Annotated in this window: 19 protein-coding genes; 1 reads left to right on the top strand and 18 read right to left on the bottom strand. The window is 68.1% G+C overall.

All coding sequences use genetic code 11. The annotated features are described in order from the left end of the window. Window positions 1–38: 38 nt before the first annotated feature. The 12 genes from VFA08_10690 to VFA08_10635 are packed head-to-tail and all read right to left on the bottom strand — an operon-like array spanning window position 39 to window position 11,482. On the bottom strand, window positions 39–1,112 hold the full coding sequence (locus VFA08_10690) for a sulfite oxidase (GenBank protein ID HYZ14053.1): 1,074 nt from the start codon (window positions 1,110–1,112) through the stop codon (window positions 39–41). Further along, entirely contained in the window at window positions 1,109–3,328 is a 2,220-nt protein-coding gene (purL, locus tag VFA08_10685; GenBank protein HYZ14052.1) for a phosphoribosylformylglycinamidine synthase subunit PurL, read from the bottom strand. The genes VFA08_10690 and purL overlap by 4 nt, the downstream gene beginning before the upstream one ends. Then, the gene (purQ, locus tag VFA08_10680; GenBank protein ID HYZ14051.1) at window positions 3,325–4,050 is read right to left on the bottom strand and encodes a phosphoribosylformylglycinamidine synthase subunit PurQ; all 726 of its coding nucleotides are present in this window, start codon (window positions 4,048–4,050) and stop codon (window positions 3,325–3,327) included. Before purQ ends, purL begins: the two co-directional genes overlap by 4 nt. After that, the gene (gene purS, locus VFA08_10675) at window positions 4,047–4,322 is read right to left on the bottom strand and encodes a phosphoribosylformylglycinamidine synthase subunit PurS (protein HYZ14050.1); all 276 of its coding nucleotides are present in this window, start codon (window positions 4,320–4,322) and stop codon (window positions 4,047–4,049) included. Before purS ends, purQ begins: the two co-directional genes overlap by 4 nt. Continuing rightward, entirely contained in the window at window positions 4,319–5,269 is a 951-nt protein-coding gene (locus VFA08_10670) for a phosphoribosylaminoimidazolesuccinocarboxamide synthase (GenBank protein ID HYZ14049.1), read from the bottom strand. The genes purS and VFA08_10670 overlap by 4 nt, the downstream gene beginning before the upstream one ends. Next, window positions 5,266–6,570: an adenylosuccinate lyase gene (gene purB, locus VFA08_10665; GenBank protein HYZ14048.1), complete on the bottom strand. Its 1,305-nt coding sequence runs from the start codon at window positions 6,568–6,570 to the stop codon at window positions 5,266–5,268. Before purB ends, VFA08_10670 begins: the two co-directional genes overlap by 4 nt. A 13-nt stretch (window positions 6,571–6,583) precedes the next feature. Beyond that, window positions 6,584–7,057, bottom strand: coding sequence for an AIR carboxylase family protein (locus VFA08_10660; GenBank protein HYZ14047.1), 474 nt, complete (start codon window positions 7,055–7,057; stop codon window positions 6,584–6,586). Beyond that, complete coding sequence (gene purD, locus VFA08_10655) at window positions 7,054–8,334, bottom strand: phosphoribosylamine--glycine ligase (GenBank protein HYZ14046.1); 1,281 nt, start codon at window positions 8,332–8,334, stop codon at window positions 7,054–7,056. Before purD ends, VFA08_10660 begins: the two co-directional genes overlap by 4 nt. Window positions 8,335–8,369: 35 nt before the next feature. Next, entirely contained in the window at window positions 8,370–9,665 is a 1,296-nt protein-coding gene (locus VFA08_10650) for an adenylosuccinate synthase (GenBank protein ID HYZ14045.1), read from the bottom strand. A gap of 25 nt (window positions 9,666–9,690) precedes the next feature. Beyond that, the gene (locus VFA08_10645) at window positions 9,691–9,894 is read right to left on the bottom strand and encodes a dodecin family protein (protein HYZ14044.1); all 204 of its coding nucleotides are present in this window, start codon (window positions 9,892–9,894) and stop codon (window positions 9,691–9,693) included. Between the two features lie 2 nt (window positions 9,895–9,896). Beyond that, entirely contained in the window at window positions 9,897–10,811 is a 915-nt protein-coding gene (locus VFA08_10640; GenBank protein ID HYZ14043.1) for a DUF2090 domain-containing protein, read from the bottom strand. Between the two features lie 26 nt (window positions 10,812–10,837). After that, entirely contained in the window at window positions 10,838–11,482 is a 645-nt protein-coding gene (locus tag VFA08_10635; protein ID HYZ14042.1) for an MBL fold metallo-hydrolase, read from the bottom strand. A 63-nt stretch (window positions 11,483–11,545) separates the two neighbouring features. Between VFA08_10635 and VFA08_10630 the strand changes: the two genes are divergently transcribed. Beyond that, window positions 11,546–12,853 carry an MFS transporter gene (locus tag VFA08_10630; GenBank protein ID HYZ14041.1) on the top strand — a complete coding sequence of 436 codons (1,308 nt, stop codon included), beginning with the start codon at window positions 11,546–11,548 and terminating at the stop codon, window positions 12,851–12,853. A 28-nt stretch (window positions 12,854–12,881) separates the two neighbouring features. Here the strand turns inward: VFA08_10630 and VFA08_10625 are convergent, their stop codons facing one another. The 6 genes from VFA08_10625 to dnaJ form a co-directional block, all read right to left on the bottom strand. After that, on the bottom strand, window positions 12,882–13,538 hold the full coding sequence (locus tag VFA08_10625; GenBank protein ID HYZ14040.1) for a LemA family protein: 657 nt from the start codon (window positions 13,536–13,538) through the stop codon (window positions 12,882–12,884). Between the two features lie 66 nt (window positions 13,539–13,604). Further along, entirely contained in the window at window positions 13,605–14,348 is a 744-nt protein-coding gene (locus VFA08_10620) for a hypothetical protein (GenBank protein HYZ14039.1), read from the bottom strand. 33 nt (window positions 14,349–14,381) lie between these two features. Continuing rightward, window positions 14,382–16,982 (bottom strand): ATP-dependent chaperone ClpB, encoded by a 2,601-nt coding sequence (gene clpB, locus VFA08_10615; GenBank protein ID HYZ14038.1) that lies wholly within the window; start codon window positions 16,980–16,982, stop codon window positions 14,382–14,384. A gap of 13 nt (window positions 16,983–16,995) precedes the next feature. Next, window positions 16,996–17,571: a GNAT family protein gene (locus VFA08_10610; GenBank protein ID HYZ14037.1), complete on the bottom strand. Its 576-nt coding sequence runs from the start codon at window positions 17,569–17,571 to the stop codon at window positions 16,996–16,998. Beyond that, entirely contained in the window at window positions 17,568–17,972 is a 405-nt protein-coding gene (locus VFA08_10605; GenBank protein ID HYZ14036.1) for a helix-turn-helix transcriptional regulator, read from the bottom strand. Before VFA08_10605 ends, VFA08_10610 begins: the two co-directional genes overlap by 4 nt. Before the next feature lie 12 nt (window positions 17,973–17,984). Beyond that, the gene (dnaJ, locus tag VFA08_10600; GenBank protein ID HYZ14035.1) at window positions 17,985–19,124 is read right to left on the bottom strand and encodes a molecular chaperone DnaJ; all 1,140 of its coding nucleotides are present in this window, start codon (window positions 19,122–19,124) and stop codon (window positions 17,985–17,987) included.

Below are 19,124 nucleotides of genomic sequence, written 5' to 3'. Positions count from 1 at the left end.
GCGTTTCTTGTCGATCTTTCCGTGGCGGCGTGGGAAGGTCAGCCGCGAACCGTGACGGTTACGCGCTGGACGGAGTTGTTGGCGTAGCCGCCGACGTTCCATCCCGGCTCGAGTGGCTGCGCCACGCCTGTGGAATCCGTCGCTCGACAGCACAGGACGCGCGCACCCGGTGACGCGCCCCACTCGATCGACCACCCGCGCCACGCGGTGGAGTCGCGGTGCGGCGCATCCAAGCGAGTGTCGACCCACGTCCCGCCGTCGTCGTCGGAGAACTCCACGCGTTCGATCGCGCCGAGCCCCGACCACGCCCGACCTCGAACCTCGTGCGTTCCTGCGTCGAGGACCCGGCTCCGAGTGAGGAACTCCGGGATGCCGGGCGGGATCATCAGGCTCCGCGGGCGGATCCGGGTGACCGCCTCGCCCACCTCGTCGGGATCCGAACGGAACCGGTAGCTCGTCGCCATCTGATAACCGCCGAACTTCTCCCCCACCGCCGTGATGCGTGAGAGCCACTTCACGCTGGTCATGCCGTACCACCCGGGGACGATCAGGCGCAGCGGGGCACCGTGCTGCGGGGGAAGCTCCTGTCCGTTCATGGCGAACGCCAACAGGACGTCCTCGCGCATCGACTCGTCGATCGACAGGCTGCGTTCGTAGGCCTGCTCGATCTCGCCCTCGACGCCGCGATCGAGCCCGGTGAAGACGAGCTCGGCAGCGCCGGGCTCGACGCCCGCTTCCTCGAGCACGTCGCGAAGCGGCACGCCCGTCCATTCCGCGTTGCCGACGGCTTCCAGGAGCCACGGCTGGCTGAGCGGGCGCGGATCGAGCAACGCCCTTCCGTTCCCGGCGCACTCGAGCGTGACGGCGCGAGTGACCGTTGTGCGTTGACGAAGATCCGAGAGAGAGAGCTCGAGCGGGCGAGCGAGGAGACCGCCGACGCGCAGTCGCCACGCGTCGGCGTCGATCTGCGGGATGTCGTAGTGGATCAGCAGGTAATGCAGGCCGGGCGGCGTCACGTCATACCGCAGCGCCTCGAGTGGCATCCCGTGATTGCGGGCCGCGAGCTGAAGCTCCTGCCGCGTGATGCCCGCGTCGTCTGCCACGGACGTCATCCCGCCTCTCGCAGGACGCGCTCGCCCGACATGAGTTTGGGGATCGCGTCCTCGTATGCCGCCGCGGCCTCGTCGACGGTGACGTCGGCGACCTGGTCGAACACCATCCGCGGCCCGCCCGTTTCGCCGATCCGCGCGAACGGCACCCGGAGATCTGCGGCCAGATCCTCGAGCTCGGACGCCCGAGCGGGATCGACGGTGACGACGGCGCGAGAGGCCGATTCGGCGAAGAGCGCCACGTGCGACGGCAGGTCGCCGGGGATCGACACGGCGAATCCGGTACCGCCGGCCATCGCGGACTCGGCGAGCGCGATCGCCAGGCCACCGTCGCCGCAGTCGTGCGCCGAGCGGATCAGGTCCCTCCGCGCCGACTCCACAAGGAGAGAATGGAGAGAACGTTCGCGTTCCAGATCGAGGGCAGGCGGCCGACCGGCGACGACACCGAGAACGGACTCCGCGAACTCGGAGCCGCCGAGCTCCGGGAGGGTCTCTCCCATGACGTACACCAGCGTTCCGTCACCGAACGCATGGCGCACGGCGAGCCGGTAGTCCTGTATGAGCCCGACCATGCCGATCACGGCGGTCGGCCAGATCGCCGAGTCCCCCGACTCGTTGTACAAGCTCACGTTCCCGCCCGTAACGGGCGTCTCGAGCGCACGACACGCGTCGGCGATCCCCCGGATCGATTCGGCGAACTGCCACATCACCTCGGGACGCTCCGGGTTGCCGAAGTTCAGACAGTCCGTGATGGCCAGCGGTTTTGCGCCCGTGCACGCGACGTTTCGTGCCGATTCCGCGACCGCATGTGCCGCGCCGAGGTACGGGTCGAGCGCGCCGTATCGACCCTTTCCGTCCGTGGCGAGCGCGAGCGCCTTCAGCGTTCCCTCGATACGGACGAGCGCGGCGTCGGCGCCCGGGCCGAAGACCGTCCCACCCTGCACGATGGAGTCGTACTGCTCCCAGACCCAGCGCTTGCTCGCGACGTTCGGGGCGGAGAGCAACCGGAGCAGCGCGTCGCCAACCGGGGTGGTCATCGTGGTAAAGGTCGGATCATCGGCGAGGAGGTCGTCGCGTTCGAGCGGCACCGACATCGGCCGCGAGTAGACCGGCGCGCCGTCGGCGAGCGAACGCGCGGGCACCCGAGCGACCTCGAAGCCGCCGTGCCGGACATCCAGCATTCCGCCCCCGTCGACCAGCCGGCCGATGACTGCGGCGCCAAGGCCCCATCGCGTGCACACCTCGATCACGTCCTCCAGGCGTTCCGGGACGAGAATCGCCAACATCCGCTCCTGCGACTCGCTCGTCAGGATCTCGAACGGCTCGAGATCGTCCTGGCGGAGCGGAACGGCGCCGAGGTCGAGTTCCGCCCCGAGATCCGCTCGCGTTGCCGTCTCGCTCGCCGCGCACGTCAGTCCGGCGCCGCCGAGATCCTGGAGACCTTCGAGCAGGCCGCGCTCGACCATCTCCATCGACGCCTCGATCAGGAGCTTGCCGGCGAACGGGTCGCCGATCTGCACGCTGGGTCGGCTCTCGGCTGCATCGTCCTCGAGCGTTCGCGAGGCGAGCACCGACACGCCGCCGATACCGTCCCGACCGGTCGACGCGCCGAACAGGACCAGCAGCGACCCCGTCGGCGGCGCCTTCGCGGCCGTGACCAACCGATCGGCTCGTGCGATCCCCAGGCACATCACGTTGACCGTCGGATTCGCCGAGTGCGGCGCCCCGAAGTGGACCTCGCCGCCGATGGTGGGGACGCCGATGCAGTTGCCGTAGCCGCCGATGCCGGCAACGACGCCGTCGAAGAGCCACCGATTGCGCTCGTCCGTCAGCGGTCCGAACCGGAGCGGGTCGAGCAACGCGATCGGGCGCGCCCCCATCGAGATGATGTCGCGGACGATGCCACCAACGCCGGTAGCCGCGCCCTGGTACGGCTCAACCGCGCTCGGGTGCGAGTGCGACTCCATCTTGAACACGACGGCGACCCCGTCGCCGACGTCGATCGCGCCCGCGTCCTGCCCGGGACCGACGAGGACGCGCGGACCGTCCGTAGGCAGGTTGCGCAGGTGTACCTTCGAGCTCTTGTACGAGCAGTGCTCGGACCACATCGCGGCGTACATCGCGAGCTCGGTGGGGTTCGGATCGCGACCGAGCGTCGAGCTGATCGACGCGAGCTCATCGTCGGTGAGCCCGAGCCGTCGATGAAGCGGCTCGTTCACCTGATCCCTGAGGCGACCGGGTCGAGGGCAGACTGCAAGAGGGCGGCGAGCATCGGCTGCCCACCCGTCGGCCCGAGATCCGGATCGATCGCGTGCTCCGGATGCGGCATCAGGCCGACGACGTTGCCCGCCTCGTTGCGAACCCCGGCGATGGCGGCGGCGCTGCCGTTCGGGTTGTGCTCCGCCCCTAAGCCGCCGTCGGGATCGCAGTAGCGGAACACCACGAGTCCATCGCCCTCCATGCGATCGAGCTCGTCCCCACGGGCGACGAACTGGCCTTCGCCGTGCTTCACGGGAACGCGGAGCACCTCGCCGGCGACGAGCCCGGCGGTGAGCGGCGAGAGCGACGTCTCGACGCGGACGTCCACCCAGCGGCAGACGAACCGCCTGCCGGCATTCCGAATGAGAGCGCCCGGCAGGAGGCCCGCTTCGCACAGGATCTGAAATCCGTTGCAGATGCCGACGACCGGCCGCCCGGCATCGGCGAACGCGCGGAGCTCATCCATCACCGGCGCGAACCGCGCGATCGCGCCGGTCCGCAGGTAGTCGCCGTAGGAGAACCCGCCGGGAAGGATCACCGCGTCCGCGCCGCCAAGGTCGCGTTCGCCGGACCAGAGCGAAACGGCTTCCCCGCCCATCGCTCGCACGGCGCGAACCGCGTCGCGGTCGTCGAGCGATCCGGGGAACGTGACCACGCCGACCCGTGGCGCGCGCGCGGTCATGCTCGGTCGTTCCCCACCGCGTCCTCGAGGACCTCGCGGATCACCGCGTCCTCGATGACGGGGTTCGACAGCAGCCGTCGCGACATATCTCCGACCTGGGTCGTCGCCGCCTCCAGGTCGGTTGCATCGACGACGAGACGAACGTACTTGCCGACGCGGACGTCGGACACGTTCGACCAGCCGAGCGCGGGCAGCGACCCTTCGATCGCTTTGCCCTGAGGGTCGAGGAGTCCGGGCTTCAGCGAGACCTCGACGTGCGCGACGTACCTCACGTGCCTTCGAGACGCGCGAGGTCCACCGACGCGCGCTCCCAGTCGTTGTCCGTCATCACGCCCATCCGGTGACGGTAGTGATCCCATCGATCGCCGGCGACGCGCTCGTAGGCCTCGCGGTACTTCGACGCGGTGCGTTCGATCACCTCGGACGGCAGGTCGGGAGCCGGCGGCTCGTGGTCCCATCCGCTCGCGTCCAGCCAGTCGCGCACGAACTGCTTGTCGAACGAGGGCTGCACGCGGCCGGGCGTGTACCCATCGGCAGGCCAGAACCGCGACGAGTCCGGCGTGAGCACCTCGTCGATCAGGATGAGCTCGCCATCGACGAAACCGAACTCGAACTTGGTGTCGGCGACGAGGATGCCGCGTTCGGCGGCGACCTCGGCGCCGCGCTCATACAGCGCGATCGTGATCTCGCGGAGCTTCTCGGCGAGACCCTTTCCCACGACGTCGACGGTTTGCTCGAACGTGAGTGGAAGGTCGTGCCCCTCCGAGGCCTTCGTCGTTGGGGTGAAGATCGGCTCGGGGAGCTTGTGAGCTTCATCCAGACCGGGTGGCAGCGGAACGCCGCACACATGCCCCTCGGCTCGGTACTGCTTGAGGCCCGAGCCGGTGAGGAATCCGCGAGCGACGCATTCGACCGGCACGACCTTCGCCCTCCGCGCGAGCATCGCCCGCCCCGCCAGAGCGGGCTCGCTCCGGAACGGCTCGGGGAAGTCGCGTCGGTCGGCGCTCAGAAGATGGTTGGCGATCAGGTCGCGCGTTCGCTCGAGCCAGAACAGCGTGAGGCCGGTGAGCACGCGACCCTTGTCGGGGATCGGGCTCGGAAGCACGACGTCGAATGCGCTGATCCGATCCGTCGCCACGAGGAGGAGGCGTTCGTCGCCTGCCTCATACACGTCGCGCACCTTTCCCCGCGAGTGAAGGTTCACAGCCGCCTCGCTCACGCGTTCACCTCGACCTTCTCGAGGCGGTCGAACACGACGTCGAGGTAGCGAAGCGCGCGCAGCGGGTCGAACAGCTCATCGAGCGAGCCGCGGATGCGCTCACGCACCTCGGTGTCGGACGCGATCGTCTCGCGGAAGGGAGCCCCATCGTCCCACGCGGACGCCGCGGCGCGCTGCACGATGGTGTACGCCTCGTTCCGACTCATCCCCGAGTCGACGAGCGCCAGAAGCACGTTCTGCGAGTACGCCAGCCCACCGCCGACGTCGAGGTTCTCCCGCATCCGTTGTGGGAAGACAACGAGACCCTCGAGGATCTCTACCGTCTCGGCCAGCATGAAGTCCAGCGCCATCGTCGAGTCCGGCAGGATGACCCGTTCGGCCGATGAGTGGGAGATGTCGCGCTCGTGCCACAGCACGGCGTTCTCCAGTCCGACGTGCGCGTTGCCCCGCACTACCCGCGCGAGGCCCGTGATCCGCTCGCATCGCACGGGGTTCCGCTTGTGCGGCATGGCGCTCGAGCCCCTCTGCCCTTCGGCGAACGGCTCCTGCACCTCACGCACCTCCGTGCGGGCGAGATGACGGATCTCGGTGGCGACCGCGTCCAGCGTCGTGGCCGCGATCGCCATCGCGCTGAGGTACTCGGCGTGACGGTCGCGCGCGACGATCTGGTTCGACGCCTCGACCGAGCGGAGGCCGAGGCGCGCGCACAGCTCTTCTTCGATCCGCGGATCGACCTGCGCGTACGTCCCCACGGCGCCGCTGATGGCGCCGACGCTCACCGTCTCGCGGGCACGACGGAGTCGCTCGCGGTCGCGATCGAGCTGGAACGCCCACAGCGCAACCTTGTGACCGAAGCTCGTCGGTTCGGCCACGACACCGTGCGTACGACCAGCCATCACGGTGTCGCGATGCTCGAGGGCCAAGGCCTTCGCCACGGCGAGCAGCCGCTCGACGTCATCGAGCAACAGGTCGGCGGCTTCTCGAAGTTGCAGGGCCAGCGCCGTGTCGAGCACGTCGGACGACGTCAGGCCGAAATGCACCCATCGACCGGCCGGACCGACCGACTCGGCCACGTCCTGGACGAACGCGGCCACGTCGTGCCTGGTGTCGCGTTCGAGCTCCTCGACGCGGGCCGGATCGAACACGGCGCGCTCACGTACCTGACGCGCGTCGGCCTCGGGCACGACGCCGAGCCGAGCCCACGCCTCGACCGCCAAGATCTCGATCTCCAGCCAGTGGCGCAGGCGGGCGTCGTCCGACCAAACGGCCGCCATCCGGGGAAGGGCGTACCGCGAGATCACATCTCGCGGAGGGTCACAGCCGGAGGCCCTCCGCCAGGTCGTCTTTGAACCGCCACAAGCGCTTCTGCACAACCGGATCGCCCACCCCGACGACCTGCGCGGCGAGGACGGCGGCGTTGACGGCGGCGTCGACCCCGACGGTTGCCACCGGGACGCCGCTCGGCATCTGCGCCGTGACATAGAGCGACTGTTCGCCACCCATCTGATCGCTCGTGACGGGCACCCCGATCACCGGGAGGATCGTTCGCGCCGCAACGGCGGATGCGAGATGGCCCGAGATGCCGGTCGTGCACACGACCACCTTGAGGCCGCGGTCGAACGCGGTGCGCGCGTACTCGTCGACGAGATCGGGACTCCGAGCGACCGACATGACGCGGATCTCGTGAGGGATCTCGAGCTTCTCCAGGATCGCCGTGGCCTGCTGCATCACTGCGAGCTCTGCCGGCGAGGCGACGAGTACGCCGACCTGCGGGGCCTCGCCGTTCACGCTCTCCCCCCTTCCGCCGCCTTCGCTGCGATATCGCTCCGAAAGCGCATCCCGTCGAACGAGATGCGCGACACCGCCTCGTACGCCCGCGCCCTCGCCTCGGCGACATCGTCCCCGAGCGCGCCGACCGATAAGACACGCCCCCCGGCAGTGACCACTCTACCCCCGCGCTCCGCGGTGCCGGCGTGGAAGATGAGCGCGCCCTCGACCGATTCGGCTGCATCGAGCCCCTCGATCGCGAACCCCGTTTCGTAGGTATCCGGATAGCCGCCCGACGCGAGCACGATGGTCACGCACGACTGCGGCGACAGGTTCGTCTTGTAGAGGGCGAGGTTCCCCTCCGCGCACGCGAGACACAACTCGGCGAGATCGGAGCCGAGTCGCGGAACGATCACCTGCGTCTCGGGGTCGCCGAATCGCGCGTTGAACTCGAGCACCTTGGGACCTTCTTCGGTGAGCATCAGTCCGGCATACAACACGCCTGCGTAGCGTGCGCCCTCGGATTCCATCGCGCGTACGGTGCGAACGAGCACGTCGTTCAGGATCTCGTCCGCCGTCGCGTCGTCGACGAAGGGCACCGGAGAGTACGCCCCCATCCCTCCGGTGTTGGGCCCGGCGTCGCCGTCGCCCACGCGCTTGAAGTCCTGCGCGAACGCGAGCGGCAACACGTCGCGCCCGTCGGAAAGCGCGATCGCCGACACCTCGGTTCCGGAGAGGAACTCCTCGATCACGACTGTCGCTCCCGCCGCCCCGAACGTGCGCTGTTCCAGCGACGCCCGAAGCCAGGCCATCGCCTCGTCGCGGTCCGCGACGACGGCAACGCCTTTGCCGGCCGCGAGCCCGTCGGCCTTCACAACGTACGGGGCCTCGAACTCGTCGAGCGCCTCGAGCGCACCTTCCATCGTGGTCGCCGTTCGCGAACGCGCGGCCGGGATGCCGTACCGCTCGCAGAGCGACTTCGCCCACGACTTCGAACCCTCGAGCCTGGACGCGTCCTTCATCGGACCGAATACGAGCCGTCCCCGCGCGAGGAGCTCGTCCGCCAGTCCGGCGACGAGTGGGATCTCCGGGCCGACCACGGTCAGGTCGATCCGCTGCCGATCGACGAGGTCGGCGATCGCAGTGACGTCGTCGAGCGCGACCGGAACGCACTCGGCGTCCTTGGCCATTCCGGCATTCCCGGGCGCCGCGAACAGCTTGTCGATCGTCGGGTTCTCCGCCATGCGCCAGATGAGCGCGTGCTCACGCGCTCCGCCGCCGACGACGAGCACCCTCATCGATCAGCCCGGGGTTCGCCCAACGTTCGCTTCGCTCACTGTGCCGCGCCTCCCTCGGCGGTGAGGCTCTGCTCTCGCGCCGGCCCGACCGAGACGACGCCGATCGAAACGCCTGCCAGATCCTGCAACCGGTCGAGGTACTTCCGCGCGGGGGAGGGAAGGTCGCCGAACGAACGCACCCGCCCAAGGTCCTCGTCCCACCCCTCCAGCTCCTCGTACACCGGCTCCGCGTCGTGGAACAACGACTGATTCGGAGGGAAGTCCTCGAACATCTCGTTGCCGGCTCGGTAGGCCGTGCATACCTTGAGCGTCTCGAATCCCGACAGCACGTCGAGCTTGGTCACGAACAGCTCGGTGAGACCATTCACGCGTGCCGCGTATCTCGCGATCACCGCGTCGAACCACCCGCAGCGGCGCTTGCGTCCGGTCACCGTCCCGAACTCGCGGCCGCGCGCGCCAAGCCGCTCGCCGTCCGAACGGGTGTCCTCTGTCGGGAACGGCCCCGCGCCGACGCGCGTCACGTATGCCTTGGTGATCCCGACGACGCGGTCGACCTCGCGCGGCCCGATGCCCACCGACGCGAGCGCGTAGCCGGCCACAGGATTCGAGGATGTAACGAACGGATACGTCCCCTTGTCGAGGTCGAGCATGGTCCCCTGAGCGCCTTCCAGGAGGACGTTCTTGCCGGCGCGGAGGCCCTCGTGGATCAGCTTGGACGTGTCGACGACGTGCGGGCCAAGTCGCTCCGCGTAGCGCACGTAGTCGTCGACGATGAGGCCCGCGGTGATCGGCAACCGCCCATAGACACGCGTCAGGACCTGGTTCCTTTCTTTGAGGACGACGTCGAGCTTCTCTCGAAGGATCTTCTCGTCGAACAGATCCTGGATCCGAAGTCCGATCCGCGCCGCCTTGTCGGCGTACGCCGGACCGATTCCGCGCTTCGTCGTGCCGAGCGCGTTCTTGCCGAGGAACCGCTCCGTCACCTTCTCGAGCTCCAAGTGGTAGGGCATGATCATGTGACAGTTCCCGCTCACGACGAGTCGCGATGGGTCGATCGCGATGCCGAGGGCGGCAAGTCCGTCCACCTCCTCGAGCAGTACGCGCGGATCGACGACGACGCCGTCGGCGATCACCGAGGTGATGTGCGGATACAGGATGCCCGACGGGATCAGCTGCAGCTTGAGCGTGTGCCCCTCGGCAAGGATCGTGTGGCCGGCGTTGTTTCCGCCCTGATACCGGACGACGAAATCCATCCGGTCCGCCAGATAGTCGGTCGCCTTGCCCTTACCCTCGTCCCCCCACTGCGTCCCCACGACGATCGAGGCAGGCATGACGCCGCGAGTCTAGCGAGGGTGGTTAGCGCTCGATGCGGAAGCTGATCCTGACCTGCGTGTGGTACTCGGTGATGCTGCCATCCTTCACGACGGCGCTCGTGCCGAGGATGTCCATCGAGTCGATCCCGCGGATCGTTTTCGCCGCCTCTGATAGCGCTTGCTGCGCAGCGTCTCGCCACGACTCAGATGAAACTCCCACGAGGTCGATCGTCTTGATGACCGCCATCCCTACGCCCTCCCGTTGTAGACGTCGATGAAACGCCGGTAGTTGGCGGCGATCTGCTTGGCCGCCTCTTCGCGCTCGAGGTTCCCGTCCACGAACGCCTTCAGCGGGTCCCACCAGATCGAACGACCGATCGCGAAACCGATGTAGCCGGGAACTCCCGACCCCGTCCTGAGCCAGTGGTCGACGGCTGCGTCGTCGGCTCCGCGTCCGAGGACGACGCACGCGACGCCGGCCCGCCCCCCGGCCCGTGTCGTCGCGGCGATCGTCTCGCAGTCCTCACGGTGATCGATCCCCTCGATCTTCCAGATGTCGGGTTCGACACCCGACGCCTGCAGCTGCTCGATCGCCGTCTTCATCAGCTTGGGGCGCTCGTCCCGGTCCCATGTCTGCTCGTCGCCGGCAGCTTCGACCTGTTGCGGCGTCGGCGGGACGAGCAGCTCGAACAGGTACTTCCGTCCCTTCCCGTGCAACCAGTCACCGAGACGCTTGAGGCGCTCGGACTGTCGAGCGTTCATCGCGTCGGATTCGTGGCCGCCCTCCGGGTTGTACCGGACGAGCACCTTGGAGAACGTGGGATCGAACTCCTCGATGTGCGCTCCGAAATCCTCTCCGTACTGGAAGTCGAACTCGTCCTGCCCGCTCTTCTCGACGGGCATGGCCAGGGTCAACCCGGACGCCTTCGCGTCTCGCGCGGCGTCGGCGCCGAACTGCTCGTCGACGAGCACGCCAGCGGACTCGCGGGGAACGCCCTCGTCGAGCGCCCGCTTCGCGCCCTGGTAGATCACGTTCTTCGCGTCAGAGATGCGCCCTGCCTCCTCGGCGTTCGGTTCACCGGCCACTCCGAAGAACTTCTTCTGGAACGAGCCGCGATGGTCGAACGCGAGGATGTAGAGCGGCTTGTCGTAGCCGAGAGCCATTCGTGTTCCTTTCTCTTGGGCCTCTCTCAGGTTTGCTCGTATTGGTTCATCGGTTCGAGCACCTCGACCGAGATCGGCTGCGCCTCCTTGCGGAACAGGTCGCCGTGTGACGGCGAACACACGACGAAACCGAAGTGCATGGGAACCGCGAGTCCGGGCTCCATGGCCTTCACGAACGCCGCGGCCTCTCGGTAGTCCATCGTGTACGTCCCACCGATCGGCACCATCGCAACGTCGGTGTGCAGTGACTCAAGCTCGGGCAGCGCGTCGGTGTCGCCTGCGTGGTAGTAGCGGCGTCCGTCGAACTCCAACACGTAACCGACCCAATCATTCGATTTGGGGTGCATGTCGAGTCGGTCGGGCGCGACGTTGTAGGCGGGTACGGTCTCGAACCGCACGCCTGCGACCTCGTGCGACTCGCCCGGCGATACCGGCGTGACGTCTCCCGCGAGCTCGTTCGCGACGTCCTTGGGCGCGACGAGCTTGGTATTCGCGGCACTCAGCCGTTGGATCTCGCGGGGCTGCAGATGGTCGAAGTGCGCGTGTGTGATCAGGATCAGGTCGGCCTTCGGGTCGCCCTCGGCGGTTCCCCACGGATCGATGTAGATCGTGCGGCTTTCCGTCGCAAGGCGCATCGACGACTGACGGAACCACGTGACATTCTCGAGCACGTCTGGCTCCTTTCCGGCGCGACCCGGGCCGCCTGCGTCCCCCATGTAGTCTGGCAAATCGTCGTGGCCTCGCGCGAGCCCATCGAAGACGCAGGCGGTTTCCGGGCGTCGTTGTCGCTTCTGCGGCGCAACGGCGACTTCCGAAAGCTGTATCTCGCATCGCTGATCTCTCTGGGCGGCGACTGGTTCCTGCTGGTCGCACTGTTCGGTCTGGCCCTCGAGTTCACGGGGTCTGCGGTGTCGGTCGCCGCGCTGATCGTCGCGCAGGAGGTCCCTTTCGGCGTCGCTTCTCTGATCGGCGGCGTCTTAGCGGACCGGTTCGACCGGCGCCGGCTGATGGTCGTGTGCGACGTCGCGCGGACCCTCCTGTGCCTGGGGTTCCTGCTCGTCAACGACCCGAGCATGATGTGGCTCGCCTACTTGCTGCTCGCGGTCATCTCGTCGTTCTCCGCCGTGTTCGATCCGGCGTCGAGCGCGGCGCTTCCCAACCTCGTCGAGCCGCGAGAGCTCGGACCGGCGAACGCGCTCTCCGGCTCGCTGTGGGGAACGATGCTCGCCGTCGGCGCGGCACTCGGCGGCATCGTGGCCGCCGCGCTCGGTCGCGACGCCGCGTTCCTGATCGACGCGTCCAGCTTCGCCGTCTCGGGCCTGCTCATCGCGAGGATCCGCCGGCCGTTCTCTGCCGAGCGGACCGAGGAGCCGGAGGCGAACGTGATCCGGGCGACTGTGGAGACCGTTCGATACGCGCGCCGCGATCACCGCGTGCTCGCGCTCGTGACGGTCAAGGCGGGGTTCGGGATCGCGGCGGGCGTGATCGCGCTGATCGCCGTGTTCGCGCACGAAGAATTCGGCGCGGGCGACGCAGGGATCGGGGCGTTGATGGCCGGCCGAGGTGTCGGCGCGCTGATCGGACCGTTCCTGGGGCGGTGGCTGGCCGGGCCGCAGGACCGCAGGCTGTTCGGCGCGATCGGCGTGGCCCTCGCCGTCTTCGGCCTCGGGTACGCGACGCTCGGAGTCATGCCGAGTCTCTTCGCGGCGGCCGCGGCGGTCGGCGTCGCGCACCTGGGCGGCGGGGCTCAGTGGACGCTGTCTTCGTACGGACTGCAACGGCTCGTGCCCGATCGGATACTGGGTCGCATCTTCGCTTTCGACTTCACGCTCATCACGCTGTCGCTCACGGTGTCGGCGCTCGTTACCGCGTGGGCGGCCGATCGTTTCGGCGCTCGCCCGACCGTCGCGGTGCTGGGCGGCGTCGCGGTCTTGTGGGCTGCGATCTGGACGTGGCTCACGACCGACGTACGTCGCGCCACAATGCGCAGGGGTTCCGCTCCAGTGCCGGAGCTCGCCTCCGAGTCCGGATCGGGCCCCTAATGCGTGGCGGAGGCGAACGCCGAGCGCACTAGGACGACGACTCGGGCGGCGGAGGCGGCGTCGGTGCCGAAGGCGCCGGCGGCTGCGACGTCTGCTCGACGGTCGCAGCCGGGGCCGATCCGGTGAAGTCGACGCGCGGAGGGCCAGCCTCTCGCAGCGCGTCGTCCACCTCGAAGAACTCCTCCTGCTCGAACCCGAACACGCGGGCGATGATCGTCGAGGGGAACTGCTGCACCCGCTCGTTGAAGTTGCGTACGTTCGCGTTGTAGAAGCGCCGCGACGTCTGCAGTCGGTCTTCGGTGTTCGAGAGCTCCTTTTGCAGCGCCAGGAAGTTCTGGTTGGCCTTGAGATCGGGATAGTTCTCGACCACGGCGAACAGCTGGCGCAGCGCCGCGACGAACGGGCCTTCCGCGGCCGCCTGTTCGGCCGGCGAACCCGTCGCCGACGCGGCCGCGGCGCGTGCTCGCGTCACGTTCTCGAACACCGCCCGCTCGTGCGAAGCGTACCCGCGAACGGTTTCGACGAGGTTGGGGATCAGGTCGTACCGCCGACGGAGCTCGGTGTCGATATTCGCCCACGAATCGCGGATCAGCTGCTTCTGCGAGACGAACCGGTTGTAGGAAACGATGCCCATGATGGCGAGCAGCACGAGGACACCGATGACGACCCAAACGGCGACGGCCACGTTCGTTCCTTTCCGTTCCTCGGCGCGAGAGCTTAATCGCCGCGGCCGGACCGCGCAGCAAGGCGGCTAGCTGCCGGAGGTCACGGGCGGATGTGCCGCACGCACCTCGCTCGGAACGTGCTCCACGAGGCCTTTCAGCGTGTCGAGCACTCCGAACACGTCGGGGCTGTTCGGACGGGGACCGTAGACCAGAGCCATCGAACCGCTCACCTCGATCGCCCATGCGTCGTCGAGCGATCTCAGCCAATCGCGCATCGGTTCGTCGAGGAGGGCTCGAGCGAACGATCCATCCTCGCTCCAGACGTTCCACTCTGCGTCGAACCCGGGATCGTCCACCTCGACGCGACTGAATGTCGGAGCGCGCTCGAACGTTGTCAAGAAGACTTGCGGTTCTGCGACGACCGATGGAAACGAGGCGTCGCCCTTCGTGAGCCCGCAGGCGAACACCGTTCGCGGGGCCGACGAGCTCGACAGTGAAGGAGCGTCGAACCCGAGACCGAACACCGTCACCTCGAGTCCGCTCCACGGACCCCACACGAGCTCGGTGATCTCGGGATGGGAGGTGCGTGAGAACAGCGCGAAGGGGAATCCGAGGAGTCCGAACGGATCGGCCGTCTCGCGTCGTAAGCCGAGCACCTCCGCGCCGGTCTTGCCCACGTCCTCCTTCATCTCCCGCTTCAGGCGCGAGGTCGCAAACACCGCCCCGCCGATGAACAGGGCGAGCACGACGATCCCGGGCAGGGCCCGGAGGAAGAACACCGCGACCACGGCCGCGAGGAACCAAAGAAGGACGAGACCCCACCTGTTCACGAGACGATGTATCGACCGCGAGTGCGCCCGGGCTTAGGCGCTGGCCGATGCGTGCTTCGGGGCGGTGAGCGTGAGCCCACCCTCCACGGCGTCCACGACGACGATGTCGCCCTCGGCGACCTCCCCGGCCAGCAGTTTCATCGCCAGCGGGTCCTGAAGCTCGCGCTGGATCAACCGCTTCAGCGGCCGCGCGCCGAACGTCGGGTCATAGCCGGCGCCGGCCAGATGCTCGCGAGCCGCATCGGTGAGCTCGACCGTGAGGGAGCGTTGCGCGAGCCGTTGCACGAGCAGTCCTACCTGGATGTCGACGATCTGCCTGAGGTCGTCTCGGTCGAGTGGTTCGAACACGACGATCTCGTCGATCCGGTTGACGAACTCCGGACGGAAGAAGCCGCGGACGTCGTCGACGAGCGCGTCCCTCCGCTTGTCCTGGGGGATCGACGAGTCATGGAAGATCGGGCTTCCCAGGTTCGAGGTCATGATCACGATGGCGTTGCGGAAGTCCACGGTGCGGCCCTGACCGTCCGTGAGCCGCCCGTCGTCGAGGAGCTGCAGCAACACGTTGAAGACGTCGCCGTGCGCCTTCTCGATCTCGTCGAGCAAGATCACCGAGTACGGCCGGCGGCGAACGGCCTCCGTCAGCTGACCTCCCTCCTCGAACCCCACGTAGCCCGGCGGTGCACCGACCAGCCGCGAGACCGTGTGCCGCTCCTGGTACTCGCTCATGTCCACGCGGACGATGGCGCGCTCGTCGTCGAACAGGTACTCCGCGAGGGCGCGGGCGAGCTCGGTCTTGCCGACGCCGGTCGGTCCGAGGAACAGGAACGAGCCGATCGGGCGGTTGGGGTCCGAGAGTCCGGCGCGCGACCGCCGGATCGCGTTCGCCACCGCGTTCACCGCTTCCTCCTGCCCCACGACGCGCCGGTGCAACGCCTCCTCCAGGTGAAGGAGCTTCTGCATCTCGCCCTCCATGAGGCGGCTGACCGGGATGCCGGTCCACTTCGACACGACCTGAGCGACGTCCTCCTCGGCCACTTCCTCGTTCAACATCTTGCGGTCGCGCTGCAGCTCCTCAAGTCGTGCGTTCTCGCCCTCGAGCTCCCGCTCGAGCTCCACGAGCCTGCCGAACCGGAGCTCGGCCGCACGCTCCAGGTCTCCGTCGCGCTCGGCCCGCTCGAACTCCCCGTGCGCCGACTCGATCTCGGCCTTGAGTTGCCGGATCCGATCGATGCGCTCCTTCTCCTGCCGCCAGTGCGCCTGCATGCCCGCGCTCTGCTCGCGCAGGTCGGCAAGCTCCTGTTCCAGCCGCTCGAGCCGCTCCTTCGACGCCGCGTCGGTCTCCTTGCGGAGCGCGGCGCGCTCGATCTCGAGCTGCTTCAAGCGCCGCTCGACCTCGTCGATCTCGACGGGCATCGAATCGATCTCGATGCGGAGACGGCTCGCCGCCTCGTCGATCAGGTCGATCGCCTTGTCCGGCAGGAACCGCCCGCTCACGTAGCGATCCGAGAGCACCGCGGCCGCCACGAGCGCCGGGTCCTGGATCCGCACACCGTGATGCACCTCGTATCGCTCTTTCAACCCGCGGAGGATGGCGATCGTGTCCTCGACGCTCGGTTCCTCGACCAGAACCGGCTGGAAACGCCGCTCGAGCGCCGCGTCCTTCTCGATGTGCTTGCGGTACTCATCGAGCGTCGTCGCACCGATCGCGCGCAGCTCTCCCCGGGCGAGCATCGGCTTCAGCATGTTGCCCGCGTCGACGGCGCCCTCGGCAGCGCCTGCACCGACGATCGTGTGCAGCTCGTCGATGAACGTGATGATCTCGCCCTCGGACTCCGCTATCTCGCGAAGCACGGCCTTCAGGCGCTCCTCGAACTCACCGCGGTACTTCGAACCCGCGACCATCGCACCCACGTCGAGCGCGACCACGCGCTTGTTCTTCAGCGAATCGGCTACGTCGCCATCGACGATCCGCTGGGCGAGGCCCTCGACGATCGCGGTCTTGCCGACGCCGGGCTCGCCGATCAGCACGGGATTGTTCTTGGTACGTCGCGACAGGACCTGGATCACGCGGCGAACCTCGTCGTCTCGTCCGATCACCGGGTCGAGCTTGCCGCGACGGGCCAGGTCCGTGAGGTCACGACCGTACCGCTCGAGAACCTGATACTTCTCCTCCGGGTTCGGGTCTGTGACCCGCTGCCGTCCCCGAACCTCGGCGAGCGCCTTGAGCACCGTGTCGCGCTCAACGCCGTTTTCGCGCAGGATCCGTGCCGCTCCCGTGTTGCCCTCGAGCAGAGCAAGCAGCAGATGCTCGGTCGAGACGTACTCGTCGGTCAGCGCCTCGGCCTCGCGAAAGGCTTCCTCCAGCGCGGCCCCGAGCGCGGGTCCGATCCGGACGTCGCCGCCCTGGGCGTACACCTTCGGCAGGCGATCGAGGGCCGCATCGACGTGGTCGCGAAGCGGCTTCGGCGCGACCCCAAGGTGGTGCAGCAACGGATAGACCACGCCTTCGGGGTCGGAGAGCAGCGCGAACAGCAAGTGCTCCGGCTCGATCGCCTGGTTGTTGCGGGCGAGCGCCTGTTGCCGCGCCCCCTCCAGCGCGGCCTGGGACTTCATCGTCAGCTTGTTCGGATCCATGTCGATCGTGGGGCTACCGCTCGCGCGTTCGCACTCGCTCCTTGAGCCCCCACACCCCCTCGAGCCTTCTCGTTGTCCAGTCGTCAATCGTGACGCCGTAGATCGCGTAGTCGCGAGCTGTCCCGTCGCCGGTCGGCATGAAGCCGCGGAGCACCCCCTCGAACCCGAACCCGAGCGCTCCCAGAACCCGGCGCATCGGTGCGTTCACGACGTCGGTCGTCGCCTGTACCCGGATCGCCGCCTCGTGTTCGAACAGGTGCGTCGACAGGAGCGCGACCGCCTCACGGCCGAGTCCCCTCCCGCGATCCGCGGGATCCCACAGCTCGATCCCGATCTCCCACACGCCTGGCGGCATCGCGTGGTCGGAGCAACGCCCCTGGGCGTCGCCGACCAGGCGGCCCTCCGCCTCGACGGCGAACAGAACCTCCCAGTCGTTGCGAGCGCCGGAGCCCTGAAGGCGCGCGCGACGACGCATGGCCTGGCCGTCGTTGGACGGCTCGATCCCGCCACCCATACGGCGCATCGCGTCGTCGATCTCCTCAGGCCTGAACGCTCGGAGCGTCACACGCGGACCTCGGAGCGCCGTCATCCTTCGTTCCCCCACGTGAAGCGCATGACGCTCCGTAGGGGGACGATGTCGGCGGTCGGCTCCTCGCGTCGCGTTCGCGCCGTCAGCTCGCGTTCGAGTCGCGCCGCTCGTCGCTCCATCTCATCGAGCTGCTCACGCATCTCGATGAACAGCTTCACGCCGGCCAGGCTGATGCCCCCGAGCTGGGTCAACTCTTGGATCGCCCTGATGCGGTCGATGTCGCGCTGGGAGTAGCGGCGCGTGTTGCCCGACGTCCGCTTGGGTTGCAGCAGACCCTTCCGCTCGTACATGCGGAGCGTCTGCGGATGCACGCCGGCGAGCTCCGCGGCAACGCTGATGACGTAGACCGCACGACGATCGTCGGACCGATCAGGGCCGCCGTCCCGACGTTCCCGAGCCACGCTCATCTCCTCCTACGAAACCCCGAGCCGCCGCCTGGGCGACTCGTTCTCGGCGTCCTGGAGCTGCTTCAGCAGCTCCTTCTCCGATCGCGAGAGCTTCCGCGGCACCTCGACGTTCACCGTCACGAGCAGATCGCCGTGACCGCCGCGCTTCGCGGCGCCCTTGCCCTTGAGCCGGAACGTCTTGCCGTTCGGCGTTCCCGCGGGGACCTTCATCGTCACGGGACCGTTCAGCGTCGGAACCTCGACGTTCGCGCCGAGCGCGGCCTCGGCATACGTCACGGGCAGGTCCACCGTGAGATCCGAACCCTTCCGTCCGAAGAACGGGTGAGCACGAACGTGAACTTGCACGAACAGGTCGCCCGCCCGCGCACCCGCGGCACCGGGCTCGCCGCGTCCTGTTAGACGGATCCGCGCGCCATCCTTGACGCCCGCCGGGATCTTCACCTGGAAGCTTCGCGTGCGCGTCGTACTGCCGCTGCCGCCGCACGTTGGGCACGGCGTCTCGACGATGCGTCCGGCGCCGTGGCAGCGCGGGCATGTCTGCGACATCTGGAAGAACCCTTGGTTCACCGCGATCTGTCCCGAACCGCCGCATTGAGGGCACGTCACCGGGGTGGTTCCCGGCGCCGCGCCGGAACCGCCGCATGTCTCACACGGGGCCGGGCCGTCGATACGCACCGGGACCGTAACACCCGACATGGCCTCGTCGAACGAGACGGTGACGCGCGTTTCGAGATCGGCGCCGCGTGCAGCGTTCGCGCGAGCCCGCCCGCGACCCGCTCCACCGAACAGCCCGCCGAACAGGTCACCGAGGTCCCCCATGTCGAAGTCCTCGAATCGAACCCGTCCACCGCCGGGCGCTCCGCCGGGGAAGCCGCCGACGCCGCCCCCGCCGAACCCCGATGCCGCCATCTCGCGTACCTGGTCGTACTGCTTGCGCCTGTCCTCGTCGCCGAGGACGTCATTCGCGGCGGAGATCTCCTTGAACTTGTCTTCCGCGGCTTTGTTGCCCGCGTTGCGATCGGGATGGAACTCCTGCGCGAGCTTGCGGTAGGCCTTCTTGATCTCGGCGGCGGTCGCATTCTTCGGCACACCGAGGACCTTGTAGTAGTCCTTCTCGAACCACTCGCGGCGGACGTCCCCGTTCAT

The organism is Actinomycetota bacterium, assembly GCA_035640355.1.
In the GTDB taxonomy this organism is placed as follows: domain Bacteria; phylum Actinomycetota; class UBA4738; order UBA4738; family HRBIN12; genus CALGFI01.
Note: the sequence above shows the minus strand (reverse complement) of the source record. Positions and strands in the feature narration are given on the sequence as shown.

Bases quoted from the DNA above. Each gene is read 5' to 3' on its own strand.
- VFA08_10690 (HYZ14053.1), bottom strand. From the start codon at position 1,112: ATGACGTCCGTGGCAGACGACGCGGGCATCACGCGGCAGGAGCTTCAG.
- purQ (HYZ14051.1), bottom strand. From the start codon at position 4,050: ATGACCGCGCGCGCGCCACGGGTCGGCGTGGTCACGTTCCCCGGATCG.
- purD (HYZ14046.1), bottom strand. From the start codon at position 8,334: ATGAGGGTGCTCGTCGTCGGCGGCGGAGCGCGTGAGCACGCGCTCATC.
- VFA08_10650 (HYZ14045.1), bottom strand. From the start codon at position 9,665: ATGCCTGCCTCGATCGTCGTGGGGACGCAGTGGGGGGACGAGGGTAAG.
- VFA08_10645 (HYZ14044.1), bottom strand. From the start codon at position 9,894: ATGGCGGTCATCAAGACGATCGACCTCGTGGGAGTTTCATCTGAGTCG.
- VFA08_10640 (HYZ14043.1), bottom strand. From the start codon at position 10,811: ATGGCTCTCGGCTACGACAAGCCGCTCTACATCCTCGCGTTCGACCAT.
- clpB (HYZ14038.1), bottom strand. From the start codon at position 16,982: ATGGATCCGAACAAGCTGACGATGAAGTCCCAGGCCGCGCTGGAGGGG.
- VFA08_10610 (HYZ14037.1), bottom strand. From the start codon at position 17,571: ATGACGGCGCTCCGAGGTCCGCGTGTGACGCTCCGAGCGTTCAGGCCT.
- dnaJ (HYZ14035.1), bottom strand. From the start codon at position 19,124: ATGAACGGGGACGTCCGCCGCGAGTGGTTCGAGAAGGACTACTACAAG.